Raw genomic sequence first — 15,890 nt, 5'->3', positions numbered from 1 at the left:
TTGGGAAATAAGGCGCCATCCACAAAAATTTGAAGAACAATTTTCGTGGATGGCGCCTTATTTCTCGAGGCTAAACACTTCTGTCCTGACACTTGTAAGAACGTTCTTTTTGGATAGCATGAGGGAGATAGTGGAAACACAACTGTGCTATTTGTCAGCTTCCATTTCTATCGTAACTTAAAAATGCGAGTTTTAGAAAAAACTCGGTAGAAACAAAAAAACCCAAAAAATTGAAGAACAACTTTGGGTTTTTTGTTTTTGAAGCTGAATGCTTCAATCACTAGCTCTTATCGTGATACACGTTTTCTCATTGCTTTTTTACGATTTTCTTCAATCATTGCTTCTTTTTCGTCGATTGGGTCGATGACTGTTTTCTTCACAGAAGTTACTAAACCAGCCACAGCTGCTACAGTAGCCAAGCTACCTACTAAGATACCTGATACAAATTTTTTCATAATGATTCACCTCATTTATCTATTTGACACTTCTATTATGAAGCAAAACAAGGAAAAACGCTAGTCTTTCGTTTTTTTATTTGAAACCCTTTACAAGAAAATGTTGAAAAAATTTACTAAATGTTTTATTATAAATTTACTAAATAAAATGAAAGAAGGTTTTGTCAAAAAAAAGTCCCTGTTTTCTGGTCATCACTTTTGTTAAAATAAATAACGAATATAAATATATGGATAAAGGAGTCTTAACATGACAATTTTAGTATTAGGCGGAGCAGGCTATATTGGTTCCCATGCCGTCGATCAATTAATTGAAAAGGGCTATGATGTAGCAGTCGTGGATAATCTTTTGACAGGACATCGTCAAGCAGTTCATACTGATGCACGTTTTTATGAAGGCGATATTCGTGACAAAGAATTTTTACGCGGAGTTTTCCAAAAAGAAACGATTGAAGGGGTCTTGCACTTTGCAGCGAGCTCGTTAGTCGGTGAATCAGTTGAAAAACCCTTAGTCTACTTCAATAATAATGTTTATGGCATGCAAGTATTATTAGAAGTAATGCACGAGTTTGATGTGAAACGGATTGTCTTTTCTTCAACAGCTGCGACTTACGGTGAGCCAAAAGAATCGCCAATTACAGAGGGGTCACCAACGAATCCGAAAAATCCTTATGGCGAAAGTAAGTTGATGATGGAAAAAATGATGAAATGGTGTGACGAAGCATATGGCATGCGTTATGTGGCTTTACGCTATTTTAATGTAGCAGGAGCTAAGAATGATGCGTCGATCGGCGAAGATCATACGCCCGAAACTCATTTAGTGCCGATCATTTTACAAGTAGCTTTAGGCCAACGAGAGTCATTAGCAATCTATGGGGATAATTATGATACGCCAGACGGAACATGTATCAGAGATTACGTACAAGTAGAAGATCTGATTGCTGCGCATATTTTAGCTTTAGAATATTTAAAAGCTGGAAATGAAAGCAACTTCTTCAACTTGGGAAGTAACAAAGGTTATTCAGTCACAGAGATGCTAGAAGCAGCACGAGAAGTCACAGGCCGTGATATCCCTGCGAAAATCGCACCACGAAGAGCAGGTGATCCAAGTCGTTTAGTAGCGTCAAGTGAAAAAGCGAGAGCAATCCTTGGCTGGGCACCTGAATATACAGATGTGAAAGAAATCATCAAAACTGCTTGGGCATGGCATGAAAGCCATCCTAACGGGTATGAAAAGTAGGTGGAAGAAAATGACGATTAGTCAAACAATTGCAGATTTTGTCACACTAGCAATCGCGTCTGGTGGTTGGATGGAAATGGACCGTATCTACTTACAAAATCGTATTTTAGGTCTTATTGGCGAAGAAGCCGGCGACTCTTTTGAAGTACGTCCAGTGCAAGAAGAATCGGTCGATCTATTGGATCGTTTAGTTGAACAAGCAAAAGAAAATGGCTTGGTGACGGATGTAACAGCTGACCGAGAAATATTTGAGGCACAATTGATGGATTTCTTGACGCCACCACCTTCTGTTGTCAATGCTTTTTTTGCTCAACATTATTCAAAAAGTCCAGAAGAAGCAACGGATTATTTTTATCAGTTGAGCCGCAACAATGACTATATCAAAACACGAGCCATCGCAAAAAATATCGTGTATACTTATCCGTCTGAATATGGGGAGTTGGAAATCACGATCAATCTATCTAAACCTGAAAAAGAGCCAAAACAAATTGCTGCAGAAAGAAAAGCGGTACAAGTCAATTACCCATCGTGTATGTTATGTATGGAAAATGAAGGGTACAAAGGAAGGTTGAATTACCCAGCACGAACCAATCATCGAATCATCCGAATGAACTTAGACGGAGAAAGTTGGGGATTTCAGTATTCGCCTTATGCCTACTACAATGAACACTCGATCATTTTATCAGAAGAACATCGACCAATGCGCATCACTAAAGAAACGTTTGCTCGGTTGTTGAAGATCACTGAAGTCTTACCACACTATTTCGTAGGTTCAAATGCTGATTTGCCGATCGTTGGTGGATCGATCCTTTCACATGACCATTATCAAGCTGGACGTCACGAATTTCCGATGGCAAAAGCGCCGATGGAGAAATTGATCAAGCTAAGCGAGTATCCGCAGGTGATTGCAGGGATCGTCAAATGGCCGATGTCGGTGATCCGGTTACAGTCGCCCGATAAAGATTTATTAGTAGAAGCAGCAGATGCGGTCTTAAACAAATGGCAGAACTATTCAGATGAATCAGTATCAGTCATCGCCTATTCAGCAGATGGTACGCCACACCACACGATCACGCCGATTGCTCGTCGAAGAGATGATTACTTTGAAATCGACTTAGTATTGCGCGACAACAATGTGTCCGAAGAATATCCTGAAGGGATTTTCCATCCTCATCGTGATATCCAACATATCAAAAAAGAAAACATTGGCTTGATCGAAGTTATGGGGTTGGCTGTGTTGCCGCCACGCTTAAAACCAGAATTGGAAGAAGTGAAGCAATATCTACTGGGTGAAGAAAATCAAGTCGCGGACTACCATCGTGAATGGGCAGAACAGCTAAAACAAGCAAATCCTGATTTGACTGAAGAGACTGCGACAGTTGTTATCCAAAATGCTGTTGGGCAAGTCTTCGCCAGAGTTTTAGAAGATGCCGGTGTCTTCAAACGGGACGAACAAGGAAGAGCTGCGTTCTTGCGCTTTACTGAAACATTATAAGCATCGGTCACTTACAGGAGGGGAAACGAATGGCCACAATCAAAGATATTGCTCAGTTGGCGGGAGTTTCTCCTGCCACTGTCTCAAGAGTGCTGAATTATGATGAGAAATTGTCAGTAGGAATGGAAACGAAACAAAAAATTTTTGAAGTAGCTGAACACTTGAATTATAAAAAACATCATAAGAATCTAGCCTCTGAAAAACAAACGATCAAATTGATCCAATGGTATGATACACAAGAAGAATTAGAAGATCTTTATTATCTTTCTATACGCTTAGGAATCGAAAAAAAAGCGGAAGAAGCGAATATTCGCCTTATCAAGGAAACATGGGATGCCATCAGTGAGCAATCTGCAGATGGAACGATTGCTTTAGGAAAGTTTGACGAAGAGCAATTGAAAGAATTGAAACGTACGCAAGAGAACCTTTTACTTGTCGATTCAGATGGCACAAGATTTGGCATCGATTCATTAGTCGTTGATTTTGAGTCGAGTCTTCGCTTAGTGATGGATCATTTCTTACAAGAAGAAGTCAAACAACTCGTGATGTTAGCCGGAAAAGAGTACACGAAGCAACACCGAACACCGGTGACTGATCCTAGAACGGCAATTTTTCAAAAACTGATCAGTGAAGAAAAGAACCTCACAGGAAAGATCATTGAAGCGGATTTTTCAGTGGAGGCAGGATATCAAGCTGTTCATGATTTTTTATTGCAAGAAAAGGAATTACCGGATGCGTTGTTTGCTGCGAATGATGCATTAGCAATTGGTGCATTGAAGGCAATCAAAGAAGCAGGATTGACTATTCCGCAAGATATCTCAGTGATTGGCTTCAATGATATCAGCGTGGCAAAGTATGTCTCACCACCCCTCTCTACAGTCAAAGTGTACACCGAATGGATGGGGGAGTTGGCAGTTGAGACATTGACCCAGTTAATCCATAGTACTGCACCGGTTGCAAGAAAAATCACGATCGCGACAGAACTAATTTTACGAGAATCAACAAAACAATCTACGATCAAATAGACGATTATCAACCTAAGTATAGGGGTGGAAATTTCGACAGCGGCGAGAGCCAAACTTGATTTTTCCTCCCCTTTTTTACCTCGAAGTATGCTACAATGATAAACGACATTAGAGTAGTAGAAGGGAACGGTCAAATGATTACATTAGGGATCGATACAGCAAATCAAACCTTAGCTGTTGGCGTATTGGAAGACGAAACAGTGTTAGGTCAAATCCAAATCAATAGAAAGAAAAATCATAGTTTGACGTTGATGCCAGCGTTGGATCAATTGATCTCAGATTGCCAACTCACACCAGAACAAATCGATCGAATTGCTGTGTCAAGTGGTCCAGGCTCTTATACAGGATTGAGAATCGGTGTCACAACTGCCAAGACATTAGCATATACTTTAAATAAAGAATTGGTTGGTGTTTCCAGTCTTGCTGTACTTGCAGCAAATTGCGTAGGAATCGAAGGAATCATTGTACCGATATTTGATGCGAGAAGAAAAAATGTTTATGCTGGTGCCTATCGCTGGCATCATGGAACATTAGAAAACGTTCTAGAGGACAGACATATTGCTTTCGTAGAATTAACCGAAAAATTAAAACAAATGGATGGATCGATCACTTTTGTCGGTAGCGATTGCCACAAATTCAACTCAGAAATCGCTGAATCAATACCTGATGCTAAGCGTAACTCCTTGCCACTTTGGGATATTCCTAGTGGAGTTGTCGTCGCGCAATTAGGGGCTTCAAGTAATCCGGTCAACGATATCCAAGCCTTTTTACCACGTTACTTAAAACGAGTGGAAGCAGAAGAAAAATGGTTGGAGACACATACGCCAGGAGAAGAAAGCTATGTTGAAAAAATTTAAAGCCTATCTACGGACCATGCTTCAAGAAAAAGCAGATTATCCAGAGAAAACGGTCACTGTAGGCGAAAAGCAATTTCAAATACGGGAACTGACAGTTGAGGATGTCAAGGCGTTGTTAAGTATCGAACGGGAAGTTTATTTGGGGGAATTACCTTGGACAAAAAGTGCGTTCATCTCAGAGCTGACTTCCCCATTCATGACTTTATATTTAGGGATATTCGATCGAGAAGAATTATTCGGCTTTGTTGGATCCAGAGTATTAGGACTCGATTGCCATCTCACAAACATTGCGGTCAGTCCGAGTTACCAACGGCAGCGTGTCGGTACCTATTTAATCAACGAGATCGAGACATTCGCACGGATGAATCAATGCGAGACCATGTCATTAGAAGTACGGATCAGTAATCAGAATGCCCAACGCTTATACAGAAAACTAGGCTTCCAATCGAGAAAAGTAAAAAAAGGGTATTATACAGAAACGAATGAAGATGCCTTAGATATGGTAAAACTATTAAAAGAAGAGTGAAATAAAGTGATTGAAGAAAAAACAGCTTTCAATGATACAAAATTAGCCCAAGCGCTTTGGCAAGTCAGTGACGATGCTTTTTTAAATGGGTCACCTTGGACAAAAGATCAATTTTTGTCTGATATCCAACAACCACAAACCAATTATTTAGTCGTTCATCAAGCAGAGGAAATCATTGGCTTTATTGGATATGCCAAAGTACTTGATGAAGTAGAAGTGACGAATCTTGCAGTTCTGACTGCTGAACAACACAAAGGTGTAGCAAGACAATTATTACAAGAGATGCTGCAACGAGAAAAAGCTAACCAAGCGCATAGTGTTTTTTTAGAAGTACGACAGTCAAATATTGCTGCCCAACACCTTTACGAATCAGAAAAATTCCGCCAAGTAGGTAAACGAAAAGCCTACTATCATGATCCGGTCGAGGATGCGGTCATCATGTGTACAAAGCTAAAAACAGAGGTGATGAAACCATGAATGAAAAACAAACAGAATTGATTTTAGCAATTGAGTCAAGCTGTGATGAAACAAGCGTAGCGGTCGTGAAAGATGGGCAAGAAATCTTATCAAATATCGTTGCCTCTCAAATCAACAGCCATAAACGCTTTGGCGGGATCGTACCTGAAGTGGCCAGTCGCCATCATGTAGAGCAAATTACTTTATGTCTTGAAGAAGCGTTGGTGGAAGCAGGCGTGACCGCCGAACAACTTACCGCGGTTGCTGTCACAGAAGGACCAGGCCTTGTGGGGGCATTACTCATCGGTATTTCAGCAGCAAAGGCTTTTGCTTGGGCAAATCATCTGCCATTGATCCCTGTCAATCATATGGCAGGACATATTTACTCCGCCCGCTTCGAAAAAGCGTATGAATTTCCATTGATGGCGTTGTTGGTCAGTGGAGGGCACACGGAGTTAGTTTATATGGAAGAAGATGGCGCTTATGAGATCATCGGTGAAACAAGAGACGATGCCGCTGGAGAAGCCTACGACAAAGTAGGACGTGTTTTAGGATTGAGCTATCCAAGTGGAAAAGAAATCGATGAATTAGCCCATCAAGGGAAAGATGCCTACCACTTTCCTCGGGCAATGCTTCGCGAAGATAACTATGATTTTAGTTTCAGTGGCTTAAAAAGTGCATTTATCAATTTAGTCCACAACGCGGAGCAACGAGGGGAAGAATTAGATCGAGCAGACCTTGCTGCGAGTTTTCAAGCCAGTGTTGTCGAAGTCTTGGTAACAAAAACGATACGTGCTTGCAAAATTTATCCGGTGAAGCAATTAATCCTTGCAGGCGGTGTTGCTGCTAATCAAGGACTAAGAGAAAGTTTGAGAAAAAATTTAGCCACAGAATTACCTGAATTGGAACTGATCGTACCACCATTACGTCTTTGTGGGGACAATGCGGCAATGATCGGAGCCGCTGCATCTGTCGAATGGCGAAAAGGGCATCTTGCTGATTATCGACTGAATGCAGAACCAGGTTTAGTGTTAGGTGAGTCCTTGGAAAATGTCAGGTAAATCACCTGACATTTAACCTAGATATTCGCAAACAAAAAGATTATATGAATATAATCTATGCTGTGGTAAAAATTGCTAGGGAATGGGAATCTTATCCTTTTTTATACACTTAATATCAACATGACTGATAGGCCCAAAAAAACATAAATTTACTTAGGTTATATAAATTGTGTCAGCTAACTCTATGTGATAGTATAAGAAATGTAGAAAATAAAATGAATAATGTTATTTTCTATAATGTTTTATCTGAAGGCTGAAAGCCTTCACAATAAAATGCAAAGGAGGTCGAATGGATGAAAAAGTTTGTCGGATATTTAGTTGTATTTTTCACTGCATTATTGTTCACTGTTCCTGTAGATGCCGCTGGCGCGATTTCTGCGAATGAGCAACAAATCCTAGACTTGTTAAAAGCACCAGTAAGTATTCAAGGAAAAGAATTCACTGTCCCTGATACTTACATTACACAAGCCGAAAACCATTTGAAACAAAATGATTTAACGGATGCACAAGTAGAAACTGCCGTTACAGGTATTCAAAATGTGCGTAATCTGTTAGGTTCAGTAACAATCGATATGACAGGAATCAACACGCTTGATGATTTGATTCGTGCTTTACCGCGGGATATCATCATGCAAATCCAACAAGAGGTAACGAGAGTTGCTGACGCGTTGGGATTAGTTGTACTAAGTTGGAATGGTAGCGATATCCAAATCGGTGCAAAAAATGCTGATGGAACAACTTCACCAGCTTTTAGCACTAGTTCTCCAATTAAACAAACAGGTGGTAATTATACCGCTAGTGCAATGGCAATTGCTTCATTACTATTAGTCGCAGCAGGTGCGGTTGTAGTAGGAAGAAAGACAAAGATTGCGTAAAAAGCGCAAGCTGCTTAAGAGACTAGGGGCAATGCTTTTTGTCCCTGTCTTTTTTTTGGCAGCTGGTTATTCTCTAATGTACGTCATAGGAAGACCTGTCATTCATTTTGCCACTTCTTCTTTAAATTTGTTTTTACTTTCAGATGTTCCAACATTCGAAACGCAAGAACAAAGCTTTGAAGCTGTAAAAGAAGAAGATGTCGCTAAAGATGAGAACAATGAACTGGCATCTAGCAGTATCGCTTACCCTAGAGGTGGCGAACGCTATGGTGACATCATGGTAGATTCTTTAGATCTGAATGTGCCTTTGTATTTTGGAGATACCGATGAGATATTAAGAAAAGGTGCCGGACAATATATGGGTTCTGTCTACATAGGTGAGACTGGAACGTCACTAGTCGGTGGGCACAATGTTGATGGGTTTGGTAAGCTAAGCGGTATTCAAACAAATGATATCGTGACAGCTAAGACGACCTATGCGAATTACCGCTATCAAGTAAAAGAAATGGTGATTCGTCATAAAGATGATCCGGAAATCAATGAATTGATCAGTCAAAAAGATAAACCAATACTGCTTCTTTATACATGCTATCCTGTTGATAGTTTAGGCATGACGGATGAACGACTTTTTGTTATCTGTGAGTTAGTTGAAGGTCCGTTGATCAATCCTAATAAATAGGAGGAAATCATGAGTACGCAAAAATTCATGCAAAAAGGGTCTCGTTGGCTACTTACTTTTATTTGTTCTTTGAGTTTGTTTGCCGGCATGACGTTAGTTGTATTGAGACTAACGTTGTTCAACCAACAGTTTATGGAAAAAGCCATGGAAGAAGCCAATTATTCAGAAACGATCACCTCTGAGATCAATCAAAGAATCAGCGATCTAGGTCGAGGAAGCAATATTCCTGCAGATGTATTGGCAGACACTGTTCCTCAAGCTTATGTACAATCGAATGTTGAACACTATATTCGCACCATTTATACAGACATTCCTTTTTTGATTGAACGGACAGAGGATGTAGACAAAATCATCCAGAAAAAAGTCGAAGACTATGCGAAAGAAAACAATTATGAAATCAATGCAGAAACGCAACAATCGATTGATAATCTAAAAAAATCTGCCATCGAAACCTATAGTGAATATATTGAGATCCCTTATCTTTTGACCTATGGGAAGCAAGTGATGGGGTATAAAAGAACGCTGACCTTATTGATCTTCTTTACAATGACAGTTTCTGCATTATTAGTGATTGCGATCATTGCAATCGACACACGTTTTTTCCATCGTGCGTTACGCTATTTAAGTTATGCAGTGGGTGGCGCTGGTCTAATGCTTTTAGCGTTACCTCTTTTTGTGTACCTTTCAAAAATGGTCGAGCGTATCGGCATCAATTCAAAGTCGCTCTATCATTTTTTAACTACGTATCTAAGCAACTTTATTGTAACATTTATCCAATGGGGAATCGTGCTCATTATTTGTAGTTTCATCATCTGGATGTTGAGCGAACTATTAAGAAGACGAAAAGTTAAGAAAAGATATTAACGATAGAAAGTGGAGAAAACATGGAAGAAACGATTAGTCTAGGAGAATTATTTGAGATTTTAAGAAAGCGTTGGTTGCTGATTCTTGCGACCACGCTTGCCGGATTTGCATTAGCTGCTGGAGTCACGTTCTTTTTGATTACACCTAAATACAGTTCATCAGCTGAGATGATCGTTCAGTCAAAAGCAGAAAATACGAATACGAATCTACAAGATGTCAACGCTAACGTATTGTTGATCAATACTTACAAAGATATGATTTTAGGCGATGTTGTCATCAATGATGTTCAAAGAGAACTTGAACAAAATTATGGACAAAGTCTTACAAAGGGTGAGTTGAAATCGGTGATCAGTGTCAATCAATCACAAAACTCACAAATGTTCCAAATCGTTGCAACTGTTGATAATCCAGATCATGCGACGGATATCGCCAACGTCACAGCACAAGTTTTCCAATCAAAAGCAACGGACGTATTGAATGTCAATAAAGTGACGATCACTTCTGCAGCACAAAGCAATCCTACACCTGTTTCACCAAATAACATGTTGAACGTAGTTATTGGTGGGTTACTTGGCTTGATGATTGGAGTCGGATTAGCCTTTCTTCTAGAGTTGTTAGATAAAACAGTTAAAGATGAACGTTTTGTCACAGAAGAATTAGGATTGCCGATACTTGGAGATGTCAATGAAATGACGAAGAAAGAACTTGAAAACGGCCGTATGTTTCAACCAGCAGAAGTCGAAACGATTGAAACAACAGAACAAAGAGAAAGCCGTCGTTCTCGAAAACGTGTATAAGGAGAAGTATTTATGAAGAAAAACACTATTTTACCTGTTTCACTCCTCAGCATTACCGATAAAAATGCCATGGTTTCCGAACAATATCGGACGATCCGTTCAAATATCCAATTTGCTTCTGTCGATCGTGAATTGAAGACGATGGTCGTGACTTCATCTGGTCCAGGTGAAGGAAAATCAACAACAGCTGCTAACTTAGCTGTCGTATTCGCAAATAGTGGCAAAAGAGTTTTGCTGGTTGATGCTGATTTGAGAAAACCAAGTGTAGCATTGACTTTTCAATTGCCAAATGTCAATGGATTAAGTAATTTCTTAGGCGATCGTGAAGGAAGACCGGAATCATATTATCACACCAGTTCCGTCGAAAATCTTTGGGTCATGACAAGTGGACCGAAACCACCGAATCCATCAGAACTACTTGATTCGAAACGAATGGAAGAAGTGATCGAACAACTAAAAGCAGTATTTGATTTGATCATTTTTGATTTACCACCCATTGCAACAGTCACTGATGCTCAGATCTTAGCCGCAAAAACAGATGGGACACTTTTAGTCGTCCGAGAACGCAAAACAATGAAACAAGAATTAATCAAAGCGAAAGAACTGCTATCCATTGCACAAGCAACGATTTTAGGTGTTGTTTACAACGGTGCGAAGAAGAATGCAGATTTTAATTATTATTACTATTGATGAGGAAGTGAGCAAAAATGATTGATTTACATTGTCATATTTTACCTGGTATAGATGACGGACCAAAAACGGTCAAAGAATCGATCGCCATGGCAGAAGAAGCTGTTCGACAAGGAATCACCCACATTTTATGCACCCCTCATCACAATCAACGTTTCACCAATGAAAAAGCAGATGTATTACTAGCTGTCGAAGACTTGCAAAAAGAACTCGATCGACAGTCCATCCCCCTAACTTTATTTGAAGGACAAGAAGTTCGAATAAAAAGTAATTTGATCGATGAAATTAAAAGTGGCAAGATTCTTTTTGCAGATGTCGCCGATCGCTATTTGCTAGCTGAGCTACCAACAAACAGCATTCCCGAATACACAGAAAGTTTGTTTTATGAATTACGTCAGATGGGGATCGTACCAATCATTGTCCATCCTGAGCGGAACCGCGGTTTCCAAGAAAGTCCTAATCTATTATTACCCTACTTGAATATGGGGTGTTTGGCGCAGTTGACTGCACCGAGTATTGCAGGTGTTTATGGCAAACAGATCAAGAAGTTAAGTGAGGAACTGGTTCAACATCGGCTTGTCCAGATGATTGCCTCAGATGCCCATAGTCGAAAAGATCGGGATTTTTATATGGAAAAAGCATATAGTATCGTAGAGAAAAAATTTGGATCTACAGTCATCGAAGAAATGGATCAAGTAACAAGAGACATCATCAATGGGGAGCAAGTGCATGCAAAAGATTTTCGACCTATTGTATAAAAGTTTTAGGGGGCGCAGGGGTTGTTTGAACTTACTAGAAGAAGAAAAGTAATCATTTTAGTTTTGGTTGATAGTTTTTTATTAGGCATCTCTATATTATCAAGCTATTATTTTATGACACCATTTGTTGGTATCGATCAAGATTACTTAGCCGTGAATTTAGGCGTATCACTAATTTTTTACATTGGATATGGCATGCTGTTCAAAACATTCACGCGAATCAATCGATATACGAATTTAAATGAGATGGCAGCTATTTTTTCAGCCATTACTTGTACCGTTATTTCATCATTTATCATCCAATATTTGTTTATGCAAAAAATCAGCCTTAGATTACAATTATTAACTTACATCTTATCTATGTTTCTCATCATCAGCAGTCGTTTATTCTGGCGTATATATATCGAACATAAAACACAGCGTCAAGAATCGCCACTAAACAAACACAGAACACTAATTATTGGAGCTGGCGAAGGCGGACGTATTCTATACAATAGTATTCTATACAATAGTATTCTTAGTTCAAAAGCAATCAACGATTTGGAAGTGATTGGCTTTGTGGATGATGATCCGAACAAATATAAAACATATTTGTCTGGGATAAAAGTCATAGGGAATACCAAGGACTTACCAAGATTGATCGACGAATTGTCGATCGATATGGTGACGATCGCGATACCTTCCTTGCCACGAAAAAGAATTCGTGAAATTTTCCATCTTATCGAATCAAAAGAAGTCAAGATGAACACCATGCCTTCGATTGAAGAAATCGCATCAGGGAAAATCAATGTTTCTCGCCTGAAAGAAATCGACGTGGTCGACTTGTTAGGACGAGAAGAAGTCAAATTAGATTTAGATAAACTAAAATCACACATCTCAGAAAAAGTCATACTTGTTACCGGAGCTGGAGGCTCTATTGGTTCAGAGATTTGTCGTCAAGTACTTGCTTTTTCGCCAAAAAAATTACTCTTATTAGGACATGGTGAAAACTCGATCTATTTGATTCATCGCGAACTATCAGGAGACCCCTCTTATAATAAAACAGAAATCATTCCAATTATTGCAGATATCCAAGACCGTGAAAAGATCTTCCATATCATGAAAGAACATCAGCCAGATATCGTCTATCATGCAGCAGCACATAAACATGTGCCCTTGATGGAATATAACCCAAGAGAAGCAGTAAAAAACAATATCAAAGGAACAAAAAATGTAGCAGAAGCTGCCAAAGAAGCGAATGTCAAAAACTTTGTCATGGTGTCCACCGATAAAGCCAATAACCCACCAAATGTGATGGGAGCCACGAAGCGAATCGCAGAAATGATCGTCACAGGCTTAAATGAAGAAAACAGTACCAAGTTTTCGGCCGTAAGATTTGGGAATGTCTTGGGCTCTCGCGGAAGCGTAATCCCTGTTTTTCGAGAACAGATCGCAAAAGGCGGACCCATCACGATCACCGATTTTCGGATGACCCGTTACTTTATGACAATCCCAGAAGCAAGCCGTTTAGTCATCCAATCGGGTGCATTAGCAAAAGGTGGCGAAATCTTTGTCTTAGATATGAGTGAACCAGTCAAAATTTTAGATCTTGCACGAAATATGATCCGCTTGAGTGGTTATACTGAAGAAGAAATCGAAATCGTCGAAACAGGCATCCGACCTGGCGAAAAATTGTATGAAGAACTGTTGTTGGACAAAGAACGAAATGATGAACAGGTGTATGAAAAGATTTTTGTAGGGAATATCAAAGGTTACCCGATCCAAGAAGTCATGGAATTTGTAACAGGTTTATCCGACGATGACAAACAACTAGCAAAAGAAGTCGTAGCATTTGCAAGGGCTTCGAGTAAATAGACGATAGGAGATAAAAATGAAAAAGAAGATATTGTTGTCTTCACCACATATGAGTGATGAAGGATATGAACAAGCTTACGTGAAAGAAGCATTTGATACAAATTGGATTGCCCCATTAGGAGCAAATGTAGATGGATTTGAATCAGAGCTAGCAGAATTTGTGCAGGTAAAATATGCTGCGGCATTATCTTCTGGAACAGCGGCGATTCATCTAGCTTTAAAAGCAGCAGGTGTTGAAAAAGGAGATATAGTACTTTGCCAATCTTTAACCTTTTCAGCAACGGCGAACCCTATTATTTACCAAGATGCTGTCCCGGTATTTATAGATAGTAACATGGAATCATGGAACATGGATCCTAAGGCATTAAGAGAGGGTTTGGAAAAATATCCTCATGCAAAAGCTGTGATCGTGGTCCATTTATATGGATTGTCTGCTGAATTAGATGAGATTATTGCAATCTGTAAAGAGTATAATGTTACGTTGATTGAAGACGCAGCTGAATCCTTAGGGACAAAATATAAAAACCAATATACAGGTACTTTTGGTAAATATGGTATTTATTCTTTCAATGGTAATAAAATAATTACTACTTCTGGTGGTGGTATGCTTGTTTCTAATGAAAAGGAAAAAATAGATAAAGCTAGATTCTGGGCAACACAATCACGTGATAATGCTAGACATTATCAACATAGTGAAATTGGTTATAACTATAGAATGAGTAACGTAGCTGCTGGAATTGGTCGAGGTCAACTGAAAGTACTTCAGGAAAGAATCGACAAAAAAAGATATATATATGATTTTTATAAACAGGAGTTAGCTGATTTTTCAGCCATTACATTTATGCCTGAAAATAGTTGGGATAAACCTAACTATTGGTTGAGCGCTATTTTAGTAGAAGGTGTTGATCCCACTAAAATCATGGATGCATTGGCTCTTGAAGATATTGAAGCGCGACCTATTTGGAAACCTATGCATTTACAACCTATATTTAAAGATTTCAATTATATTGGTAATAGAAATGCGGAAAATCTATTTAATAAAGGAATTTGTCTACCATCCGATACCAAAATGACTGATGAAGATATATTAAAAGTATGCTTGGTAATAAAGGGAGTTGTACAAAATGAACCTATACAAACAGATATTTAAGAGAGTACTAGATGTGTGTATATCTATAATAGTATTAATAATCTGCTCTCCTATAATTATAATTTTGTCAATTTTAATAAAGTCAACTTCAGAAGGACCAGTTTTTTTTAAACAGAAAAGGTTGGGACTAAATGGAGAGAATTTCTTTATCTATAAATTCAGAACAATGTGTGTTGGAGCAGAAACTATAGGTGATGGATTAACGATTAAGACTGCTTCGGATAATAGGATTACCAAAGTTGGAGGATTTTTAAGAAAGACTGGTTTGGATGAACTGCCACAACTAATAAATATCATTATCGGTGATATGTCACTTATAGGACCTAGACCTCCAGTTACTTATTTTCCTTATGATGGATTTGATGCTTACACAGAATGGGCCAAGAAACGATTCACTGTTAGACCTGGTATTACAGGTTTGGCGCAATGTACTGTAAGAAATTCTGTAAGCTGGGATAAGCGTATAGAAATTGATTTACAATATATAGAAGAAATATCTTTTACTAATGATTTAAAAATAATTTATAAAACAATTTTAAAGGTATTTAAAATACAGGATATTTACGATGAAGGGAAAATCACACGTGATAAAGAATGAGCGTATCAAACTCAGACCGATGGAAATAGAAGATGGTAAACACCTGTACAAATGGAAAAATTCAGAGGAAGTATTCAAATATTTAGGGGGCGGGTTTAAACCTCAATCATTTTTTGAATTAAATGAATTTTTACCTCAATTATGTAGAATCACAGAAAAAAATTACCGGTTTATTATTTTGAATGCAAAAAACAATCTCCCCATTGGACTAATAGGACTATATGATATCAATAATATTCACCGGAATTGTGAAGTAGGCTTATATATTGGAGATGAGGATTATCTTAATATGGGTATTGGGACTGATGCACTAAAGTTGATCGAAGAGTATGCTAAAAACTATTTGAATATTAGAAAAATTTCTTTATCAGTAGTTAGTGAAAATATAGGGGCAGTAAGCTTTTGGGAAAAAAACTCTTATAAATTGGTTGGCGTAAAGAAAGAAGATCGTTATATACAGGGAAAATACTGTGATGTAGAAATACGAGAAAAGTTTTTATAGGGAGATCTAGA

At 38.6% G+C, this 15,890-nt stretch carries 18 protein-coding genes; 17 read left to right on the top strand and 1 reads right to left on the bottom strand.

The features are described from left to right. Positions 1–287 precede the first annotated feature (287 nt). On the bottom strand, positions 288–455 hold the full coding sequence (locus IGJ49_RS08875) for a DUF3042 family protein (RefSeq protein WP_010735150.1): 168 nt from the start codon (positions 453–455) through the stop codon (positions 288–290). 247 nt (positions 456–702) lie between these two features. On the opposite strand from IGJ49_RS08875, the gene galE reads away from it, so the two are divergent. The 17 genes from galE to IGJ49_RS08790 all read left to right on the top strand — a co-directional run bounded on the left by galE (position 703) and on the right by IGJ49_RS08790 (position 15,879). Beyond that, entirely contained in the window at positions 703–1,692 is a 990-nt protein-coding gene (gene galE, locus IGJ49_RS08870; protein ID WP_010735151.1) for a UDP-glucose 4-epimerase GalE, read from the top strand. Between the two features lie 10 nt (positions 1,693–1,702). After that, on the top strand, positions 1,703–3,187 hold the full coding sequence (gene galT / locus IGJ49_RS08865) for a UDP-glucose--hexose-1-phosphate uridylyltransferase (protein WP_224434858.1): 1,485 nt from the start codon (positions 1,703–1,705) through the stop codon (positions 3,185–3,187). Positions 3,188–3,216: 29 nt separating this feature from the next. Continuing rightward, positions 3,217–4,212 carry a LacI family DNA-binding transcriptional regulator gene (locus IGJ49_RS08860; protein ID WP_010735153.1) on the top strand — a complete coding sequence of 332 codons (996 nt, stop codon included), beginning with the start codon at positions 3,217–3,219 and terminating at the stop codon, positions 4,210–4,212. Between the two features lie 134 nt (positions 4,213–4,346). Then, positions 4,347–5,069 (top strand): tRNA (adenosine(37)-N6)-threonylcarbamoyltransferase complex dimerization subunit type 1 TsaB, encoded by a 723-nt coding sequence (tsaB, locus tag IGJ49_RS08855; protein WP_153829881.1) that lies wholly within the window; start codon positions 4,347–4,349, stop codon positions 5,067–5,069. Then, positions 5,053–5,595 (top strand): ribosomal protein S18-alanine N-acetyltransferase, encoded by a 543-nt coding sequence (gene rimI, locus IGJ49_RS08850; protein ID WP_375152353.1) that lies wholly within the window; start codon positions 5,053–5,055, stop codon positions 5,593–5,595. The genes tsaB and rimI (IGJ49_RS08850) overlap by 17 nt, the downstream gene beginning before the upstream one ends. A gap of 6 nt (positions 5,596–5,601) precedes the next feature. Further along, positions 5,602–6,072: a ribosomal protein S18-alanine N-acetyltransferase gene (rimI, locus tag IGJ49_RS08845; protein WP_010735156.1), complete on the top strand. Its 471-nt coding sequence runs from the start codon at positions 5,602–5,604 to the stop codon at positions 6,070–6,072. Then, entirely contained in the window at positions 6,069–7,112 is a 1,044-nt protein-coding gene (gene tsaD, locus IGJ49_RS08840; RefSeq protein ID WP_010735157.1) for a tRNA (adenosine(37)-N6)-threonylcarbamoyltransferase complex transferase subunit TsaD, read from the top strand. Before rimI (IGJ49_RS08845) ends, tsaD begins: the two co-directional genes overlap by 4 nt. Before the next feature lie 293 nt (positions 7,113–7,405). Beyond that, complete coding sequence (locus IGJ49_RS08835) at positions 7,406–7,987, top strand: hypothetical protein (RefSeq protein ID WP_010735158.1); 582 nt, start codon at positions 7,406–7,408, stop codon at positions 7,985–7,987. A gap of 31 nt (positions 7,988–8,018) precedes the next feature. Beyond that, positions 8,019–8,666, top strand: a complete 648-nt coding sequence (locus IGJ49_RS08830; protein ID WP_023519871.1) for a class D sortase — start codon at positions 8,019–8,021, stop codon at positions 8,664–8,666. 9 nt (positions 8,667–8,675) lie between these two features. Next, positions 8,676–9,530 carry a hypothetical protein gene (locus IGJ49_RS08825; RefSeq protein WP_010735160.1) on the top strand — a complete coding sequence of 285 codons (855 nt, stop codon included), beginning with the start codon at positions 8,676–8,678 and terminating at the stop codon, positions 9,528–9,530. Positions 9,531–9,550: 20 nt separating this feature from the next. After that, complete coding sequence (locus IGJ49_RS08820; RefSeq protein WP_010735161.1) at positions 9,551–10,327, top strand: YveK family protein; 777 nt, start codon at positions 9,551–9,553, stop codon at positions 10,325–10,327. 12 nt (positions 10,328–10,339) lie between these two features. After that, a complete protein-coding gene (locus tag IGJ49_RS08815; RefSeq protein WP_062805073.1) occupies positions 10,340–11,017 on the top strand; it encodes a CpsD/CapB family tyrosine-protein kinase in 678 nt (225 codons plus the stop codon). Positions 11,018–11,034: 17 nt separating this feature from the next. After that, positions 11,035–11,775, top strand: coding sequence for a tyrosine-protein phosphatase (locus IGJ49_RS08810; RefSeq protein WP_010735163.1), 741 nt, complete (start codon positions 11,035–11,037; stop codon positions 11,773–11,775). Between the two features lie 21 nt (positions 11,776–11,796). Then, positions 11,797–13,629 carry a polysaccharide biosynthesis protein gene (locus IGJ49_RS08805; RefSeq protein WP_438723170.1) on the top strand — a complete coding sequence of 611 codons (1,833 nt, stop codon included), beginning with the start codon at positions 11,797–11,799 and terminating at the stop codon, positions 13,627–13,629. A 16-nt stretch (positions 13,630–13,645) separates the two neighbouring features. Next, positions 13,646–14,779 carry a DegT/DnrJ/EryC1/StrS family aminotransferase gene (locus IGJ49_RS08800; protein ID WP_438723168.1) on the top strand — a complete coding sequence of 378 codons (1,134 nt, stop codon included), beginning with the start codon at positions 13,646–13,648 and terminating at the stop codon, positions 14,777–14,779. After that, entirely contained in the window at positions 14,754–15,377 is a 624-nt protein-coding gene (locus IGJ49_RS08795) for a sugar transferase (protein ID WP_438723167.1), read from the top strand. Before IGJ49_RS08800 ends, IGJ49_RS08795 begins: the two co-directional genes overlap by 26 nt. Further along, positions 15,364–15,879 carry a GNAT family N-acetyltransferase gene (locus IGJ49_RS08790; protein ID WP_438723165.1) on the top strand — a complete coding sequence of 172 codons (516 nt, stop codon included), beginning with the start codon at positions 15,364–15,366 and terminating at the stop codon, positions 15,877–15,879. Before IGJ49_RS08795 ends, IGJ49_RS08790 begins: the two co-directional genes overlap by 14 nt. Positions 15,880–15,890 lie beyond the last annotated feature (11 nt).

It is taken from the genome of Enterococcus sp. AZ171, from assembly GCF_051714005.1.
Classification (GTDB): domain Bacteria; phylum Bacillota; class Bacilli; order Lactobacillales; family Enterococcaceae; genus Enterococcus_B; species Enterococcus_B pernyi.
Note: the sequence above shows the minus strand (reverse complement) of the source record. Positions and strands in the feature narration are given on the sequence as shown.

Excerpts from the sequence above, each read along its gene's own strand:
- tsaB (WP_153829881.1), top strand. The coding sequence starts at position 4,347 with ATGATTACATTAGGGATCGATACAGCAAATCAAACCTTAGCTGTTGGC.
- rimI (WP_375152353.1), top strand. The coding sequence starts at position 5,053 with ATGTTGAAAAAATTTAAAGCCTATCTACGGACCATGCTTCAAGAAAAA.
- IGJ49_RS08875 (WP_010735150.1), bottom strand. The coding sequence starts at position 455 with ATGAAAAAATTTGTATCAGGTATCTTAGTAGGTAGCTTGGCTACTGTA.
- IGJ49_RS08795 (WP_438723167.1), top strand. The coding sequence starts at position 14,754 with ATGAACCTATACAAACAGATATTTAAGAGAGTACTAGATGTGTGTATA.
- IGJ49_RS08800 (WP_438723168.1), top strand. The coding sequence starts at position 13,646 with ATGAAAAAGAAGATATTGTTGTCTTCACCACATATGAGTGATGAAGGA.
- IGJ49_RS08835 (WP_010735158.1), top strand. The coding sequence starts at position 7,406 with ATGAAAAAGTTTGTCGGATATTTAGTTGTATTTTTCACTGCATTATTG.
- IGJ49_RS08820 (WP_010735161.1), top strand. The coding sequence starts at position 9,551 with ATGGAAGAAACGATTAGTCTAGGAGAATTATTTGAGATTTTAAGAAAG.
- IGJ49_RS08860 (WP_010735153.1), top strand. The coding sequence starts at position 3,217 with ATGGCCACAATCAAAGATATTGCTCAGTTGGCGGGAGTTTCTCCTGCC.
- galE (WP_010735151.1), top strand. The coding sequence starts at position 703 with ATGACAATTTTAGTATTAGGCGGAGCAGGCTATATTGGTTCCCATGCC.
- IGJ49_RS08815 (WP_062805073.1), top strand. The coding sequence starts at position 10,340 with ATGAAGAAAAACACTATTTTACCTGTTTCACTCCTCAGCATTACCGAT.
- IGJ49_RS08810 (WP_010735163.1), top strand. The coding sequence starts at position 11,035 with ATGATTGATTTACATTGTCATATTTTACCTGGTATAGATGACGGACCA.
- galT (WP_224434858.1), top strand. The coding sequence starts at position 1,703 with ATGACGATTAGTCAAACAATTGCAGATTTTGTCACACTAGCAATCGCG.
- IGJ49_RS08825 (WP_010735160.1), top strand. The coding sequence starts at position 8,676 with ATGAGTACGCAAAAATTCATGCAAAAAGGGTCTCGTTGGCTACTTACT.
- IGJ49_RS08830 (WP_023519871.1), top strand. The coding sequence starts at position 8,019 with ATGCTTTTTGTCCCTGTCTTTTTTTTGGCAGCTGGTTATTCTCTAATG.
- tsaD (WP_010735157.1), top strand. The coding sequence starts at position 6,069 with ATGAATGAAAAACAAACAGAATTGATTTTAGCAATTGAGTCAAGCTGT.